This window comes from Streptomyces sp. NPDC046805, assembly GCF_040645355.1.
Classification (GTDB): Bacteria; Actinomycetota; Actinomycetes; order Streptomycetales; family Streptomycetaceae; genus Streptomyces.
Map to the genome: position 1 here is coordinate 101,657 of NZ_JBEYYC010000028.1, position 14,927 is coordinate 116,583.

Below are 14,927 nucleotides of genomic sequence, written 5' to 3' on the forward strand. Positions count from 1 at the left end.
AGCGGGAGGGAGGGCGTCGTCCCCGTCACGTAACAGGGAGCCGTGACGAGCCGTAACACGTCCGAAGCACGCTGGGCGGCATGGAGAACACCTCGACGCCCACCCACTGCCCGTACTGCGCCCTCCAGTGCGGGATGAACGTGTCACCCGCGCCCGGGGGCGTCGACGTGGCCGGGCGGGCCGGCTTCCCGGTGAACCGGGGTGCGCTGTGCGGCAAGGGGCGTACGGCCGGTGCGGTGCTCTCCTCCCGGGTGCGGCTGACCTCCCCGCTGGTGCGCTCCGGCGACGGCACGCTCGTCCCCGCGTCCTGGGACGAGGCGCTGGACCGCATCGCCGTCGGGCTGTCCTCGGCCCGCAGGTCGTACGGCCCCGACGCGTGCGGAGTGTTCGGCGGGGGCGGGCTGACGAACGAGAAGGCGTACGCGCTCGGCAAGTTCGCGCGGGTGGTGCTCGGCACCTCGCAGATCGACTACAACGGCCGGTTCTGCATGTCGTCCGCGGCGGCGGCCGGCACGCGGGCCTTCGGCCTGGACCGGGGGCTGCCGTTCCCGCTGGAGGACATCCCGAGGACGGGCTGCGTGATCCTGGTCGGCGCCAATCCCGCCGAGACCATGCCGCCGTCGCTCCGCTTCTTCAGCGAACTGCGGGAGAACGGCGGCACGTTGATCGTGGTGGACCCCCGGCGCACGAGGACGGCCGAGGAGGCCGACCTGCATCTGGCACCCCGGCCGGGCACCGATCTCGCCCTGGCGCTGGGACTGTTGCACCTGGTGGTGGCCGAGGGCCGGACGGACGAGCCGTACATCCAGGAGCGCACCGTCGGCTGGGAGGAGGCGCGGGCGGCCGCGATGGCGCACTGGCCGGAGTACGTCGAGCGCGTCACCGGGGTGCCGGTCCCCCAACTCCGGGAAGCGGTACGAATGTTCTGCGAACCGTCGGCCGCGATGGTGCTCACGGCCCGCGGGCCCGAGCAGCACTCGAAGGGCACGGACACCGTGGGTGCGTGGATCAACCTGTGCCTGGCGACCGGGCGGGCAGGGCGTCCGCTGTCCGGGTACGGCTGTCTGACCGGGCAGGGCAACGGGCAGGGCGGGCGTGAACACGGCCAGAAGGCCGACCAGTTGCCCGGTTACCGCAAGCTGACCGATCCGGCGGCGCGGCGGCACGTGGCCGAGGTGTGGGGCGTGGATCCGGACAGCCTTCCCGGTCCGGGGCGCAGTGCGTACGAACTGCTCGACGCGCTGGGCACGGACATCCGCACGCTGCTGCTGATGGGCTCCAACCCGGTGGTGTCGGCGCCGCGCGCGGCACACGTCGAGGAGCGGCTGCGCTCGCTGGACTTCCTGGCCGTGGCGGACGTGGTGCTCTCGGAGACGGCGGCCCTCGCGGACGTGGTCCTGCCGGTCACGCAGTGGGCGGAGGAGACGGGCACGACGACCAGCCTGGAGGGCCGTGTGCTGCTGCGGCGGCAGGCGCTCACCCCGCCCGCCGGAGTCCGCAGCGACCTGCACGTCCTGCACCGACTCGCCGCCCGCCTGGGCGCGGAGAAGGGCTTCCCGACCGAACCCGAGGAGGTCTTCGACGAGCTGCGCCGGGCGAGCGCGGGCGGACCGGCGGACTACTCGGGCATCACCTACCGCCGACTCGCCGAGGAGGAGGGGGTGTTCTGGCCGTGTCCGGCGGCGGCCACGCCCGCGAGCGCCCACCCCGGCACGCCCCGCCTGTTCCTCGACCGGTTCGCCACCGAGGACGGGCGGGCCCGGTTCACCGCCGTGGCGCACCGGGCGTCGGCCGAGGAGCCGGACGCCGAGTACCCACTGCTGCTGACCACCGGCCGGGTGGTGTCCCAGTACCAGTCGGGCGCCCAGACCCGGCGGGTGGACGAGCTGAACACCGCCGCGCCGGGCCCGTTCGTCGAGCTGCACCCGCGGCTGGCGGCGCGGCTCGGGGCGGCCGACGGCGACCCGGTGGCCGTGGTCTCCCGGCGCGGTCGCGCGGTGGCGCCCGCGCGCGTCACCCCCGCCATCCGCCCGGACACCGTCTTCATGCCGTTCCACTGGCCCGGCGAGGGCCGCGCCAACACCCTGACCAACCCGGCGCTCGATCCGACGTCCCGGATGCCGGAGTTCAAGACGTGCGCGGTACGCGTGGAGGCCCTGCGACCGCGAGGGTGATCAGCGGCAGGCGCGCCAGTCGCCGCCCGCGATGATCCTGCCGCCGGCACGCAGACGGGCGGCGATCGCGGGTGCGGCGACATAGACCCAGGCGTGTGCGCTGCTGCCGTCGGCGCGTACGACGTCACGCTCGACGCGGTCGTACAGGCGGCGCGGGTCACCCGGGACGTACTCCTCCAACCGGTCGAGTTCGGCGAGCAGTTCACCGTAGGCCGCGGGCAACGCGGTGACGAGCTCCCCATGGACGACGCCGCCCGGCTCCTCGACGGCGTACGGATAGCCGGGGCCCTCGTAGAGCACCGCGCCCGGGAGACGGGCCGGTTCCTCGGCCCGCGTGCGGCCGCGCAGGAGCAGGTCGTGGTGGGGTTCACCGGGGCGAAGCGTGCCGTAGACGAAGAACGGCAGGACCGGCGGGACCGCGGAGATCGAAGAGATCACAGGATCGATTCTCTCCCCCCGCCACCTCCACACACTTCTCCACCGGGGCCCTATGGACATGCCCATGCCATGGCACCTTGAATCGCAAGCGACAGAAGCGTCGCCCCCACACGCCTCCAAGGCGTCTTCACAAGGAGACCGATGAGTCGGATACCGCACATCCGAGGATCCCGTCTCGCCGCCACGGCCGGTATCGCCGCGACCAGCGCCGCCCTGCTCGCCTCAGCACTCGCACCCGCACAGGCGGACGTAAGACCGACCCGGGCCACCGCGATCGAGAACGCGGCCTCAGTGCTGTCACAGTACGCCACGACTCTGGGACTCACGTCCGCGCAGGGCACCCACGTCCGCGACGTCATCGTCGACCCGGACGGCACCCAGCACGTGCGCTACGAGCGCACGTACCACGATCTCCCCGTTCTGGGCGGCGACTTCGTGGTCCACCTCGCCCCGAACGGCGCGTACCACAGCGCCGACCGCGCGACGAGGAGCCCGATCTCCCTCTCCTCGATCGTCCCGCAGCTGTCGGCCCCGAGGGCTGCCGACCTCGCGGTGAACGCGCTGCGCGCGGTCAACCTCGGCGAGACGCTGAAGAGCGTGACCGCCAAGCCGCAGCTGGTCGTCGACGCCGAGCACGGCGCGCCCCGGCTGGCCTGGCGCACCAACGCGATGGCCAAGGACTCCCTCGGCAACCCCGTCGCCCGCACGGTGCTGACGGACGCGCGCACGGGCACGCAGATCGACGCCTGGGACAGCATCGAGACGGCGACCGGCGACGGCCAGTCCCTCTACAGCGGGACGGTGCCGCTGGAGACCACGCAGTCCGGGTCGTCGTACCAGCTGAAGGACCCCACGCGCGGAGGCACGTACACCGGCGACACGGGGAACAAGACCGACTCGTGCATCCTCGTCATCTGCACGAGCCGCGCCGCGGCTCCGGTCTTCACCGACGCGGACAACCACTGGGGCTCGGGCACCTCGTCCGACCGCGCCTCGGCCGGCGTGGACGCGCAGTACGGCACCAACCAGACGTGGGACTTCTACAAGAACGTCTTCGGCCGCGTCGGCATCGGCGGCGACGGCAAGGGCTCGTTCAACCGCGTCCACTACGGAAGCAACTACAACAACGCCTTCTGGGACGACAGTTGCTTCTGCATGACGTACGGCGACGGTGACGGCTCGACCTTCGGTCCGCTGGTGTCGCTGGACGTGGCGGGCCACGAGATGACCCACGGCGTGACGTCCAAGACGGCCGGCCTGACCTATTCGGGCGAGTCCGGCGGCCTCAACGAGGCCACCTCGGACATCCTGGGCTCGCTGGTGGAGTTCCACGCGAACAACTCCTCCGACCCGGGTGACTACCTGATCGGCGAGAAGATCGTCCGTCCTGGCTTCGGCAAGACGGCGCTCCGCTTCATGGACAAGCCCTCGAAGGACGGCAAGTCCGCGGACTACTGGAGCTCTTCGGTCGGCAACCTCGATGTCCACTACTCGTCGGGTGTCGCCAACCACTTCGCGTACCTCCTCGCGGAGGGCAGCGGCGCGAAGACCGTCAACGGCGTCAACTACGACTCCCCCACCTACAACGGCTCCACGGTGACCGGGATCGGCCGGGACAAGATGGGGCAGATCTGGTACCGGGCGCTGACGGTCTACATGACGTCCTCGACCAACTACAAGGGCGCACGCACGGCGACGCTCAACGCGGCCAAGGACCTCTACGGCGCGGGCAGCACCGAGTACAACGCGGTGGCGGCGGCCTGGAGCGCGGTCAATGTGACCTGACCTGCTGACTGCGGGATCCGGCAGCCCTCGGTGTTTTCACGCCGGGGGCTGCCGTCGCGACCGCCGCGAACGGCCGGAACGCCCGCGGCGTCGCCGGGCACACGTCTCACTCGACGATCCGGCGAACCGGCTGCCCGGTCACACGGGCGATGGTCTCGAAATCGGCGTCCTCGTGCACGCCGAAAGGGCCGGTTCCGGCGAGACGAGGCCGAGGCCGTCGCACCTCTGCAGCCCCGCGGCCAGGGCGACGTGCGGGCACAGCACCCCTTCACCCACTTCGGGCCATCCGTTCGCGTTCACTTCCACGGCGGGCCGCCGTGCGCCCATGACCTGCCGGAACGCGCCCTGGACACCCCGCACGGGCGCCACCGAAGGCACCCGTTCGCCTCACCCCTGACGCCCTCTCGGGAAGCGGGCGCGGCCAAGTGCGCTTTACCTCGGTAGGGCAGGGGCGCGACCGACTCGGCGGCACATGGGGGTGTCGCGGGCCGTGCCCCGAAGTGAGTCGTTCTCGAGGGAGCACCATGCGACGCACCGCCCGTCTGCTGACCGGTACCGCGCTCGCCGCCGCCGCGGCCGGTCTCGCCTCCGCGCCCGCGTACGCCGCCGGCACCGGCACCCTGGAGGTGTTCCCCTCCAGCGTGGTGCCGGGCAGTCAGGTCACCGTGAACACCGCGGTGTGCGGGGACAAGGGCTCGGCGACGGGGGACGCCGGCGCGGTGGGCGCCGGCACGTTCACGCTGGCGCCCAGCGCGCACGAGGGCGACGCGATCGGCCAGTTCCGGGTGCCGCCGAGCGCGCAGCCGGGGACGTACGAGATCGTCGCGAAGTGCGCCGAGGGCGGCCGGCAGGTGACGGGCGACCTCGTGGTGACACTGAGCGCGGCGCCCGCACAGGTGCAGCCGCGAGGAAGCGTGAAGACGGGGGTCGGCGGCGCACTGGGCCCCGGCTCCGCACAGACCACGGCGGGCGTTGCGGCTCTGGCCGTCGCCGCCGCGGGCGGTACCTGGCTCCTGCATCGCCGGGCGAGAGGCGACGGGTTCTGACGGACACCCTCCGCTGTCCGTCGGCCGGTACCGCAAGCCCCGCCCCCTCCGGGTCCGACGCCCCTCGCGGCCCGGAGGGGGTAGGGGTTCCAGCTCCGGGAGAGGAGCGGGAGAGGAGTGCGTATGCGCAGGATCGGGGACACCGCCATAACCGCGGTCACCGTCGTCGCCCTGGGCTCCGGCATATGGCTGCTGGGAAGCGGCGCCGGGACGCACGCCCCGCCGCAGCCGACCGTCGCCGAGGGCAGCCCGGATCCGAGCGAGGAACGGCTCACCTCACCCGCGTTGCCGCCGTCCCCGCCGGACCGCATCCGCATCCCCTCGATCCGGGTGAACGCCCCCCTGATGGGCCTCGGCCTCACACGGTCCGGCAGCCTCGACGTGCCGCCGGCCGCGAACAAGAACCTCGCCGGCTGGTACGAGTCCGGGACCTCCCCCGGCGAGCGGGGCACCGCGATCGTCGCCGGACACGTCGACAACACCGAGGGACCCGCCGTCTTCTACGACCTCGGCGCCCTCCGGCGCGGCGCCGCCATCGAGATCGACCGGCGCGACGGCAGCGTGGCCGTGTTCACGGTGGACGCGGTCGAGGTCTACGCGGCGAAGGACTTCCCCGACGAGAAGGTGTACGGCGCCGCGAAGCGCCCGGAGCTGCGCGTGATCACGTGCGGCGGGGGCTATTCGAAGGCCACCGGCTACCAGGGCAACGTGGTCGTCTTCGCCCACCTCACCGGCAGCCGCTGAGCGAGGGCCTCACGCCGGCCACTGCTGGTACGCCAGGTTCGCCACCAGTGCGAACACCACGGTGAGCAGCACGACCCGGACGAATCCGCTGCCCTTCTTCAGCGCCGTACGCGCCCCCAGCGTCCCGCCCGCCAGGTTGAACACGGCCATCAGCGCGGCCAGTTGCCACAGGACCGTGCCCTGCCAGGCGAACGTGGCGAGGGCGCCCGCGTTGGTGCAGCAGTTGACAATCTTGGCCGTGGCGGAGGCGGTGACCAGGTCGAGGTGGAGGACGGCGGTGAGGGCGAGGACCAGGAAGGTGCCGGTTCCGGGCCCGATGAGACCGTCGTAGAAGCCGATCCCTAGGCCCGCGAAACCAATGGCGGCGAGGATCTGGCGCCGGGTGGCGGGACCCGGCGCGGGGGCGGTGCCGAAGGCGGGCCGCAGGATCACGAAGGCCGCCACGGCGAGCAGCACCACCATGATCACCGGCTTGAGCACGTCGGCGCTCATCCCGGCCGCGAGGAACGCCCCGGCCGAGGAGCCCGCCAGGGCCGCGAGGCCGATCCGGACGGCCGTGCGGACGTCGACGGGTGCTTTGCGGACGTACGTCACCGCCGCACCGGTCGTGCCGACGATGGCGACGGCCTTGTTGGTGCCGAGGGCGTACGCGGCCGGGATGTTCACCGGCAGCCCGAGAAGCAGCGCCGGGAGGAGCAGCAGTCCCCCGCCGCCCACCACCGCGTCGATCCAGCCGGCGGCGAGGGCGGCCAGGCAGAGCAGGGCGACCATCGTCACCGGTATGTCGGGCATGATCGGACCTTAGAGCCGGAATGAGTGGTCAGTGCACGTACCTGAGGAACTTCTGAGGTTCGGCACCCTCACACCCCCGCCCCTCCCCCGCTGAGCGCAGCGTTCCGCGCGGGAAACAGCCGTGATGCGGCCGGGTAACGTCGGCACCGCACGCTGCGTTGCATGACCTCGAAAACGCGTGTGGTGGTGATCGGCGCCGGCCTCGCGGGCGTACGTCTCGCCCGCCGGCTCGGTGAGCTCGGCACGCCCGCGCTGCTCGTCGGCGAGGAGGAGCACCGCCCGTACAACCGGGTCCTGCTCGCCGAGGTGCTGGCCGGGCGCTACGACCCCGACGTGATCGCGCTGCCGACGCCCGCCCGGCTGGTCCGGGCCCGGGTCACCGGAATCGACCGGGGCCGGCGCGTCCTGGAGTGCGCGGGCGACGTCACGGAGATCGCGTACGACACGCTGGTCCTCGCCACCGGCTCCAATCCCGTACTCCCGCCCCTGCGCGGCCTGTTCGACAGCTCAGGGCACGCGATCCAGGAACTCCCGGAAGGCGTCCACGCGTTCCGCACCATGGACGACTGCCTGGGCCTGGCCAAGGCGGTCCGGCCGGGCGTACGGGCCGTCGTCATCGGCGGCGGGCTGCTCGGCGTGTCCGCCGCCCGTGCGCTCGCCGTGCGGGGTGCGCAGGTGGTCCTCGCCCAGCAGGCCGAGCGGCTCATGGAGCGCCAGCTCGACCCGGGCGCGTCGCGGCTCGTGCTCCGGCACCTCACGGACCTGGGCGTCGAGGTGCACACCGAGTGCCGGGTGCGGGACGTGCGCTGCGTCGGCGGCGCGGTGCGGTCGGTGGAGCTGGCCGACGGGTACGCCCTCGCCGCCGACCTCGTGGTGGTCGCGTGCGGTGTCCGCCCGCGCGTGGGGCTCGCCGAGGGTGCGGGGCTCGCCGTACACCGGGGCGTCCTCGTCGACGACGCACTGCGCACCTCCGACCCGCACATCCACGCCGTCGGCGACTGCGCGCAGCACGCCGGCACGGTGTACGGCCTGGCCGCCCCGGCCCTCGAACAGGCAGACGCCGTGGCCGAGTTGCTGGCCGGGAACGCCGGCTCCCGCTACACCGGCACCCGTTCCCTGACCCGGCTGACGCTCTCCGCCCCCGAGGGCCCCGGCCATGACGCCGACGCCTTCGACCTCGCGGCGTTCGGCGAGACCGAGCCGCGCCCCGGCGACGAGGTCGTGCGGCTCGCCGACGCCACCCGGGGCACCTACCGCAAGGTCGTCGTCCGCGACGACCGCCTGGTCGGCGGGGTCCTCGTCGGCGCGCTCGGCACCGTCGGCGCGCTCGCCCGCGCCTGGGAGGGAGCGGAGCCGCTCCCCGCACCCGGCGCCCCGCTGCTCCACCTGCTCACCCACGACGGAGGCTGCTGATGCCCACGGACACGCCCGCGCCGGAGATGCCCGCGACGGACACGCCCACGATCGTGCTCGTCGGCCACGGCATGGTCGGCCAGCGCTTCCTCGAAGCGCTCGCCGAGCGCGGCCTGACGGCCACCCACCGCGTGGTCGTGCTGTGCGAGGAGCCGCGTCCGGCGTACGACCGCGTGCGTCTCACGTCGTACTTCTCGGGCCGCACACCGGACGACCTCTCCTTGACCGACAGGGAGTTCATCAAGGATCACGGCATCGAGCTGCACGTCGGCGACCCGGCGCAGCGCATCGACCGCTCGGCGAGGACGGTGACCGCGGCCTCCGGCCTGACCCTCGCCTACGACGCCCTGGTCCTGGCCACCGGCTCCTATCCCTTCGTACCGCCGGTCCCGAACAAGGACGCCGAGGGCTGTTTCGTCTACCGCACCATCGAGGACCTGCTCGCGATCGAGGAGTACGCGAAGACGCGGGCGGTGACGGGTGCGGTGGTCGGCGGCGGACTGCTCGGTCTGGAGGCGGCGGGCGCCCTCAAGGGCCTCGGACTCGCCACCCACATCGTGGAGTTCGCGCCGCGCCTGATGCCGGTGCAGGTCGACGAAGGAGGCGGCGCCGCGCTCCTTCGCACCATCGAGGACATGGGCCTGACCGTGCACACCGGCACGGGCACCCAGGAGATCGTGACGGACGCTTCCGGCGCCGTCACGGGCATGAAGCTGTCCGACGGCTCCGAACTGCCCACGGACATGGTGGTGTTCAGCGCCGGCGTCCGCCCCCGCGACCAACTGGCCCGCGACTGCGGCCTGGCGGTCGGCGAGCGCGGCGGCATCACGGTGGACGAGCAGTGCCGCACGGTGACGGACCCGCACGTGTTCGCGATCGGCGAGTGCGCGCTGGCGGCGGACGGCCGTGTGTACGGCCTGGTGGCCCCGGGCTACGAGCAGGCGGAGACGGCGGCCGCGACGATCGCCGCGGACGAGTCGTCCTTCACGGGCGCCGACCTCTCCACCAAGCTGAAGCTGCTCGGCGTGGACGTGGCGTCCTTCGGCGACGCGCACGGCACCGCCGAGGACTGCCTGGACGTCGTCTACGCCGACTCCCGCTCGGGCCTGTACAAGAAGCTGGTCATCGGCCGCGACGGCACGCTGCTCGGCGGCATCCTGGTCGGCGACGCGGAGGCGTACGGCACGCTGCGTGCCCTGACCGGATCGGTCCCGCCGGTCCCGCCGGAGCAGCTGGTGCTCCCGGCGGGTGCGGGCGCCCCGGCCGCGCTCGGGCCGACCGCCCTCCCCGACGAGGCAGTGATCTGCTCCTGCCACAACATCACCAAGAGCACGATCCGCGGGGCGGTGACGGAGCACTCCTGCACCACGGTCCCCGAGGTGAAGCAGTGCACCAAGGCCGGTACGGGCTGCGGCAGTTGCGTCAAGGTGCTGGGACAGCTGGTGACGGCGGAGCTGGAGGCGAACGGCGTCGAGGTCGACCAGGGCCTGTGCGGCTGCTTCGCGCGGACCCGCGAGGAGCTGTACGAGATCGTCCTGGCCCTGCGTGTCACCTCGTACCAGGACCTCCTTGACCGCTACGGCCGGGAGTCCGCCCGAGGCGGCGAGGGCTGTGAGACCTGCAAGCCGGCGGTCGCCTCGATCATCGCCTCGCTGGCCCCGGCGATCGGCGCGAGCGGCTACGTCCTGGACGGCGAGCAGGCGGCCCTCCAGGACACCAACGACCACTTCCTCGCCAACCTCCAGAAGAACGGCTCGTATTCGGTCGTCCCCCGCATCCCCGGCGGCGAGATCGCCCCGGAGAAGCTGATCGTGATCGGCGAGATCGCCCGCGACTTCGGCCTCTACACGAAGATCACCGGCGGCCAGCGCATCGACATGTTCGGCGCACGGGTGGAACAACTCCCGCTGATCTGGACCAGGTTGGTGGACGCGGGCTTCGAGTCGGGCCACGCGTACGGAAAGTCCCTCCGCACGGTGAAGTCCTGCGTGGGCCGGACCTGGTGCCGCTACGGCGTGCAGGACTCGGTCCGCATGGCGATCGACCTGGAGCTGCGCTACCGGGGCCTGCGGTCGCCGCACAAGCTCAAGTCGGCGGTGTCGGGCTGCGCGAGGGAGTGCGCGGAGGCCCAGTCGAAGGACTTCGGCGTCATCGCCACCGCGTCCGGCTGGAACCTGTACGTCGGCGGAAACGGCGGCGCGACGCCACGCCACGCGGACCTGCTGGCCCAGGACCTGACCGACGCCGAGCTGATCCGGCTGATCGACCGCTTCCTGATGTTCTACATCCGTACGGCCGACCGCCTGGAACGCACGAGCGTCTGGCTGGAGCGGATCCCGGGCGGCCTGGACCACGTACGGGACGTGGTCGTGCAGGACTCGCTCGGCATCGGCGAGGAGCTGGAGTCCTTGATGGCGGCCCACGTTGCGCACTACCGCGACGAGTGGGCGGAGACCGTCAACGACCCGGAGAAGCTGTCCCGCTTCGTGTCCTTCGTGAACGCCCCCGACACCCCGGACCCGGTGGTCGCGTTCGTCCCCGAACGCGACCAGATGAAGCCGGACCTGCCATTGCTGTCCATCGATCACCGCCCCCTGGAAGGAAGCCACCTGCGATGACCGTCGCCCCCGAGACGACCGACCTGAAGGTCCAACTGCGCCTGGACGATGCCTGGTTCACGGTCTGCGACCTGAGCGCGCTGCTTCCCGGCCGGGGCGTGGCGGCCCTGCTCCCGGACGGTCGCCAGGCGGCCGTCTTCCACGACCGCGCCGGCAACCTGCACGCCCTCGACAACCGCGACCCGTTCACCGGAGCCGCGGTCCTCTCCCGCGGCCTGACGGGCACCCACCGGGGCCGCCCCTTCGTCGCCTCCCCCCTGCTGAAGCAGCGCTTCGACCTGACCTCCGGGCAGTGCCTGGACGACGAGACGGTGCGGGTAAGGGCGTACGAGGTGCGAATGGCCTAGCGGAGCGGAGGAGTTCCGAGCGGGTCAGACCCGGACGAGCGGCCGATGCGGCTCGTCCGGGAGCTCCGCCTGGATCGCGTCTCCGGGTCGAATCTCGCCGCCGCGCAGGACGATGCCCATGATTCCGGCCTTGTGCACGACGGTGCCGGCTTCGTCGCGGCCGACGACCTGCTTCAGCAGTCCGCCTTGGAAGTTGTCGATCTGCACGCAGGGGTTGCGCAGGCCGGTGACCTCCACGACCGCATCGTCGCCGATGCGCAGCAGCGTTCCGGTGGGAAGACCGAGCAGGTCGATGTCTCGCGTGGTGATGTTCTCTCCGAGGTCACCGGGAGACACCTCGAAGCCCTCGTGGCCGACTTCGGCGAAGAGCTCCTCATGGATGAGGTGGACCTGGCGCAGGTTCGGCTGCGTGGGGTCCTGCGCGATCCGCGAGCGGTGCTTGACCGTCACCCCGGCGTGGACATCCCCCTCCACACCGAGCCCGGCGAGCAACGTGATGCTCTCCCGGTTCGGCTTCGTGAACGAGTACTCGCTGTTGCTGCTGACCGCGGTCACCGTTGCGCCCATGCCAGAGCCCCTCCTCCGTAGTGACATCCGGCACGACCCTACGTGGTGGTGATCAATCGTGGGTCGGGTGGATATCGGCCAAGGCGGCAACGGTCTTGGCGATCAGTGCCCGCGACTGCGCGGGCGCCGGGACCAGGCGCTCGGACGCCTACCAGGGCAACGGCCCCTCCGCGTCGTAGTAGCCCCCGGTGGGGTCGTCCGGGCCGACCTGTGCCATGCGGACGATGATTTCGGCGCCCTCCTCGACCGTCTGAGTGCCGGTGTTGCGGTTCAGGTCCGTCCTGGTGAAGCCGGGCTCCACCGCGTTGATCCGCATGTCCGGGAACGCCTTCGCGTACTGCACGGTGATCATGTTGACCGCGGTCTTCGAAGCCGGGTAGGCGACCCCCGGGTAGGCAGCGGCGGGGTGAGCGGGGTCGGCCGCGTGCGCGAGCGAGGCCAGGCCGCTGCTGACGTTGACAACGATCGGCGCGGCGGACCGCTGCAGCAGCGTCAGGAACGCGTGGGTGACGCGTACCGTGCCGAAGACGTTGGTTTCGAAGACCTCCCGCATCAGGTCGGCTGTGACGTCCGCCGCGCCCACCACCTCGTTGTGCGGGCCGCGCGCCTCGATGCCGGCGTTGTTGATCAGCACGTCGAGTCCGCCGTCGGCTTCGATCGTCTTCACGGCTGCCGCGACCGATGCGTCATCGGTCACGTCGAGTTGTACGGCGCGCGCGCCGGGGCCCAGTTGTTCGGCCGCGCGGCGGCCGCGGTCCGCGTTCCTGCTGCCGACGTAGACGGTGTGGCCCGCGGCGACGAGACGGCGGGCGGTCTCGTATCCGAGACCCTTGTTCGCTCCGGTGATCAGTGTGGTCGTCATGCCTCCACCGTCCCTCCTGCCCGCTCGTGCAGCCAGCGGTCCCGTCTTCCTGGTATTGGCGGTACCAGGCAGGCATGCGGCGGGTACATGGTCGGCGGGGCACACTGGTCGCATGGCGACGGCGGAATTCGGCAAGGCTGTGCGCCGCTGGCGCGACCGGGTGCCACCCGAGGCGGCAGGGGTGTCGGCCGGCGGACAGCGACGCGCGGCCGGGCTGCGCCGTGAGGAGCTGGCCATGCTGGCCGGGATCTCCGTCGACTACGTCACCCGGCTCGAACAGGGCCGCGCCACCAACCCCTCGGCCCAGGTCGTCGAGGCCCTGGCCCGGGCGTTGCGGCTGTCGGAGGAGGAGCGCGCGCACCTGTTCCGGCTGGCCGGGCTCGTGTCGCCCGGCCCGGAGACGGTGCCGGGATACATCACCCCGAGCGTGCAGCGGCTGCTGGACCGGCTGACGGGGACGCCCGTGGCGGTCTTCGACGCTTCCTGGACGCTGCTCATGGCCAATGCGCCGTACGCCGCGCTGATGGGCGACCCTTCCGGCCGGCGCGGCCATGAACGCAACGGCGTGTGGCGTCACTTCCTCGGCCCGGGGACCGGAGCCCGGCGCACGCCGCAGGCACAGCGGGACCACGAGGCCGCGCTCGTCGCCGACCTGCGGGCAGCCGCCGAACGCTACCCGGCCGACCGCCGACTGCAGCGGCTGATCGCCGAACTCCGCGCGGGCAGCGAGCGGTTCGCCGAGCTGTGGGAGGCGGGCGCCGTCGGCCGCCACGAGGCCTCGCCGAAGACGATCGACCACCCGCAGATCGGCCCCGTCACGCTGGACTGCGACGTCCTCACCGTGGCGGGCAGCGACCTTCGGATCATGGTCTACACGGCCGAACCCGGCACTGAGGATGCCGAACGCCTCGCCCTCCTCACCGTCCTCGGCACCCAGGATCTCGTCGGCCCCACCACGTGAAGCGCTCAGTCAGTGGATCGAGTCACCCTACGAAGGAACACCGGCCAGGTCGACGTCAGCTGTCGCCACCCTGTTCTTCGAGGCCTCGCCTACGCCTCGAACCGTTCCTAGAGACTGAGCGGGAGTGAGTCCTGCTGCCAGGACTCGTGCTCAGTCGTGTGCCCCGAACGGTGTTGGGCACGCTGGTCTCCCGCGTTCGCTCCGCGTCCGGTCCCAGCGGATCGTGTCCGTGGTCCGGGGATACGGGGGCGGGTTTCCTCACGCCCTGGGGTGCCTGGTCCGGCCTGGGCGGTCCGATGCCCGCGACGATCACTCCGGTCGTCGCGGGGCGGTGCCGACCGTCGCCGGATCGGGTGCCCGAGGGCGCGCCGTCCGATCGCGATGCTCGCGGCATCGTGACGGGTGGGTTTGCTGTTCTTGCTGCTGAGGGGTTTCTGCCAGTGCTCGGCGCCCCACCGCGACGTGTAGGCCGGGTCGACCGCGACGAGGGGGACGCCGAGTTCGGCGGCCATCGACACCAGCCGGGCACGCAGCCTGGCCACGGGCATCCCGGAGATCATCTTGCGGAACCCCTTCCTGCGGCCGTGCTTCTCACGGGTCTTCTCAGCGGTGAAGTCGAGGTCTTCGACCGCGATCGCGAGATGGTGCCGCTTGGCCCAGTGCAGGAGCCGGATGAGGGCATGCCGTACCTGGGCGTCCCGGTGAGGCGCGGTGCCGGTCAGGTCGTAGCCGAACCGGCGCGGCCGGCCGACGGGGTTGCCGTGGGTGTCGAGGCGCCAGGCGGCGAGGTGGTCGGCGTTGGTGTCGACACCGACCAGTCCCCTCGCGCGGGCGGTGGCCATGGGAATGATTGTGGCTGGCGGAATCGTCCAGGAGGCGGTGAGGTACCAGCGGCCACGAGCCGTGTCTTCGTGGATGCCGTAGGCGACGGCCCGGTTCGCCTCCACACGGTCGCGCCACTGCTCGCCCCGGTGTGCGAACGCCACCCGGGCACTCAGTACGTATCGGCCGTGCGGGGCGTTCGCCAGATGGGCGAGCGGCGCGGGGAGTCTGATGCTCACCTCGCCCTCCGGGCTGACCCGGATGGTCTCGTTGCCGTACCGCTTCCCCGACTCCCCGTCAGCCTGCAGGAACCTGCGCCCGGCCTGCCACCGCTCACGCCACTGCGACTCGGTGAGGG

Annotated in this window: 12 protein-coding genes and 1 pseudogene; 8 read left to right on the forward strand and 5 right to left on the reverse strand. The window is 72.0% G+C overall.

The genetic code is table 11. The features are described from left to right. Positions 1 to 80 precede the first annotated feature (80 nt). On the forward strand, positions 81 to 2,174 hold the full coding sequence (locus ABZ910_RS27220) for a molybdopterin oxidoreductase family protein (RefSeq protein WP_361369727.1): 2,094 nt from the start codon (positions 81 to 83) through the stop codon (positions 2,172 to 2,174). On the opposite strand, the gene ABZ910_RS27225 is transcribed toward ABZ910_RS27220, so the two are convergent. Further along, on the reverse strand, positions 2,175 to 2,612 hold the full coding sequence (locus ABZ910_RS27225; protein ID WP_361369728.1) for a gamma-glutamylcyclotransferase family protein: 438 nt from the start codon (positions 2,610 to 2,612) through the stop codon (positions 2,175 to 2,177). A gap of 141 nt (positions 2,613 to 2,753) precedes the next feature. Here ABZ910_RS27225 and ABZ910_RS27230 point away from each other — a divergent pair, with 141 nt between their 5' ends. The 3 genes from ABZ910_RS27230 (at position 2,754) to ABZ910_RS27240 (ending at position 6,187) form a co-directional block, all read left to right on the forward strand. Beyond that, a complete protein-coding gene (locus ABZ910_RS27230; protein ID WP_361369729.1) occupies positions 2,754 to 4,397 on the forward strand; it encodes a M4 family metallopeptidase in 1,644 nt (547 codons plus the stop codon). A gap of 524 nt (positions 4,398 to 4,921) precedes the next feature. Then, positions 4,922 to 5,443 carry a hypothetical protein gene (locus ABZ910_RS27235; protein ID WP_361369731.1) on the forward strand — a complete coding sequence of 174 codons (522 nt, stop codon included), beginning with the start codon at positions 4,922 to 4,924 and terminating at the stop codon, positions 5,441 to 5,443. Positions 5,444 to 5,566: 123 nt separating this feature from the next. Then, on the forward strand, positions 5,567 to 6,187 hold the full coding sequence (locus ABZ910_RS27240; RefSeq protein WP_361369732.1) for a class F sortase: 621 nt from the start codon (positions 5,567 to 5,569) through the stop codon (positions 6,185 to 6,187). A gap of 9 nt (positions 6,188 to 6,196) precedes the next feature. Here the strand turns inward: ABZ910_RS27240 and ABZ910_RS27245 are convergent, their stop codons facing one another. Beyond that, entirely contained in the window at positions 6,197 to 6,979 is a 783-nt protein-coding gene (locus ABZ910_RS27245; protein WP_361369734.1) for a TSUP family transporter, read from the reverse strand. Positions 6,980 to 7,141: 162 nt separating this feature from the next. Here ABZ910_RS27245 and ABZ910_RS27250 point away from each other — a divergent pair, with 162 nt between their 5' ends. The 3 genes from ABZ910_RS27250 to nirD are packed head-to-tail and all read left to right on the forward strand — an operon-like array spanning position 7,142 to position 11,357. Further along, on the forward strand, positions 7,142 to 8,392 hold the full coding sequence (locus ABZ910_RS27250) for an FAD-dependent oxidoreductase (RefSeq protein ID WP_361369736.1): 1,251 nt from the start codon (positions 7,142 to 7,144) through the stop codon (positions 8,390 to 8,392). A 26-nt stretch (positions 8,393 to 8,418) separates the two neighbouring features. Then, the gene (gene nirB, locus ABZ910_RS27255) at positions 8,419 to 11,010 is read left to right on the forward strand and encodes a nitrite reductase large subunit NirB (RefSeq protein ID WP_361369751.1); all 2,592 of its coding nucleotides are present in this window, start codon (positions 8,419 to 8,421) and stop codon (positions 11,008 to 11,010) included. Further along, positions 11,007 to 11,357, forward strand: a complete 351-nt coding sequence (gene nirD / locus ABZ910_RS27260; RefSeq protein WP_361369738.1) for a nitrite reductase small subunit NirD — start codon at positions 11,007 to 11,009, stop codon at positions 11,355 to 11,357. Before nirB ends, nirD begins: the two co-directional genes overlap by 4 nt. Before the next feature lie 24 nt (positions 11,358 to 11,381). Here the strand turns inward: nirD and ABZ910_RS27265 are convergent, their stop codons facing one another. Together ABZ910_RS27265 and ABZ910_RS27270 are read right to left on the reverse strand one after the other, a co-directional pair. Continuing rightward, positions 11,382 to 11,924: an MOSC domain-containing protein gene (locus tag ABZ910_RS27265; RefSeq protein ID WP_361369740.1), complete on the reverse strand. Its 543-nt coding sequence runs from the start codon at positions 11,922 to 11,924 to the stop codon at positions 11,382 to 11,384. Between the two features lie 148 nt (positions 11,925 to 12,072). Then, a complete protein-coding gene (locus tag ABZ910_RS27270; protein WP_361369741.1) occupies positions 12,073 to 12,786 on the reverse strand; it encodes an SDR family NAD(P)-dependent oxidoreductase in 714 nt (237 codons plus the stop codon). A gap of 112 nt (positions 12,787 to 12,898) precedes the next feature. Between ABZ910_RS27270 and ABZ910_RS27275 the strand changes: the two genes are divergently transcribed. Beyond that, positions 12,899 to 13,747: a helix-turn-helix transcriptional regulator gene (locus ABZ910_RS27275; protein ID WP_361369743.1), complete on the forward strand. Its 849-nt coding sequence runs from the start codon at positions 12,899 to 12,901 to the stop codon at positions 13,745 to 13,747. A gap of 107 nt (positions 13,748 to 13,854) precedes the next feature. Here ABZ910_RS27275 and ABZ910_RS27280 read toward each other — a convergent pair. Then, positions 13,855 to 14,927, reverse strand: a pseudogene (locus ABZ910_RS27280) (IS200/IS605 family accessory protein TnpB-related protein); the annotation flags it as partial.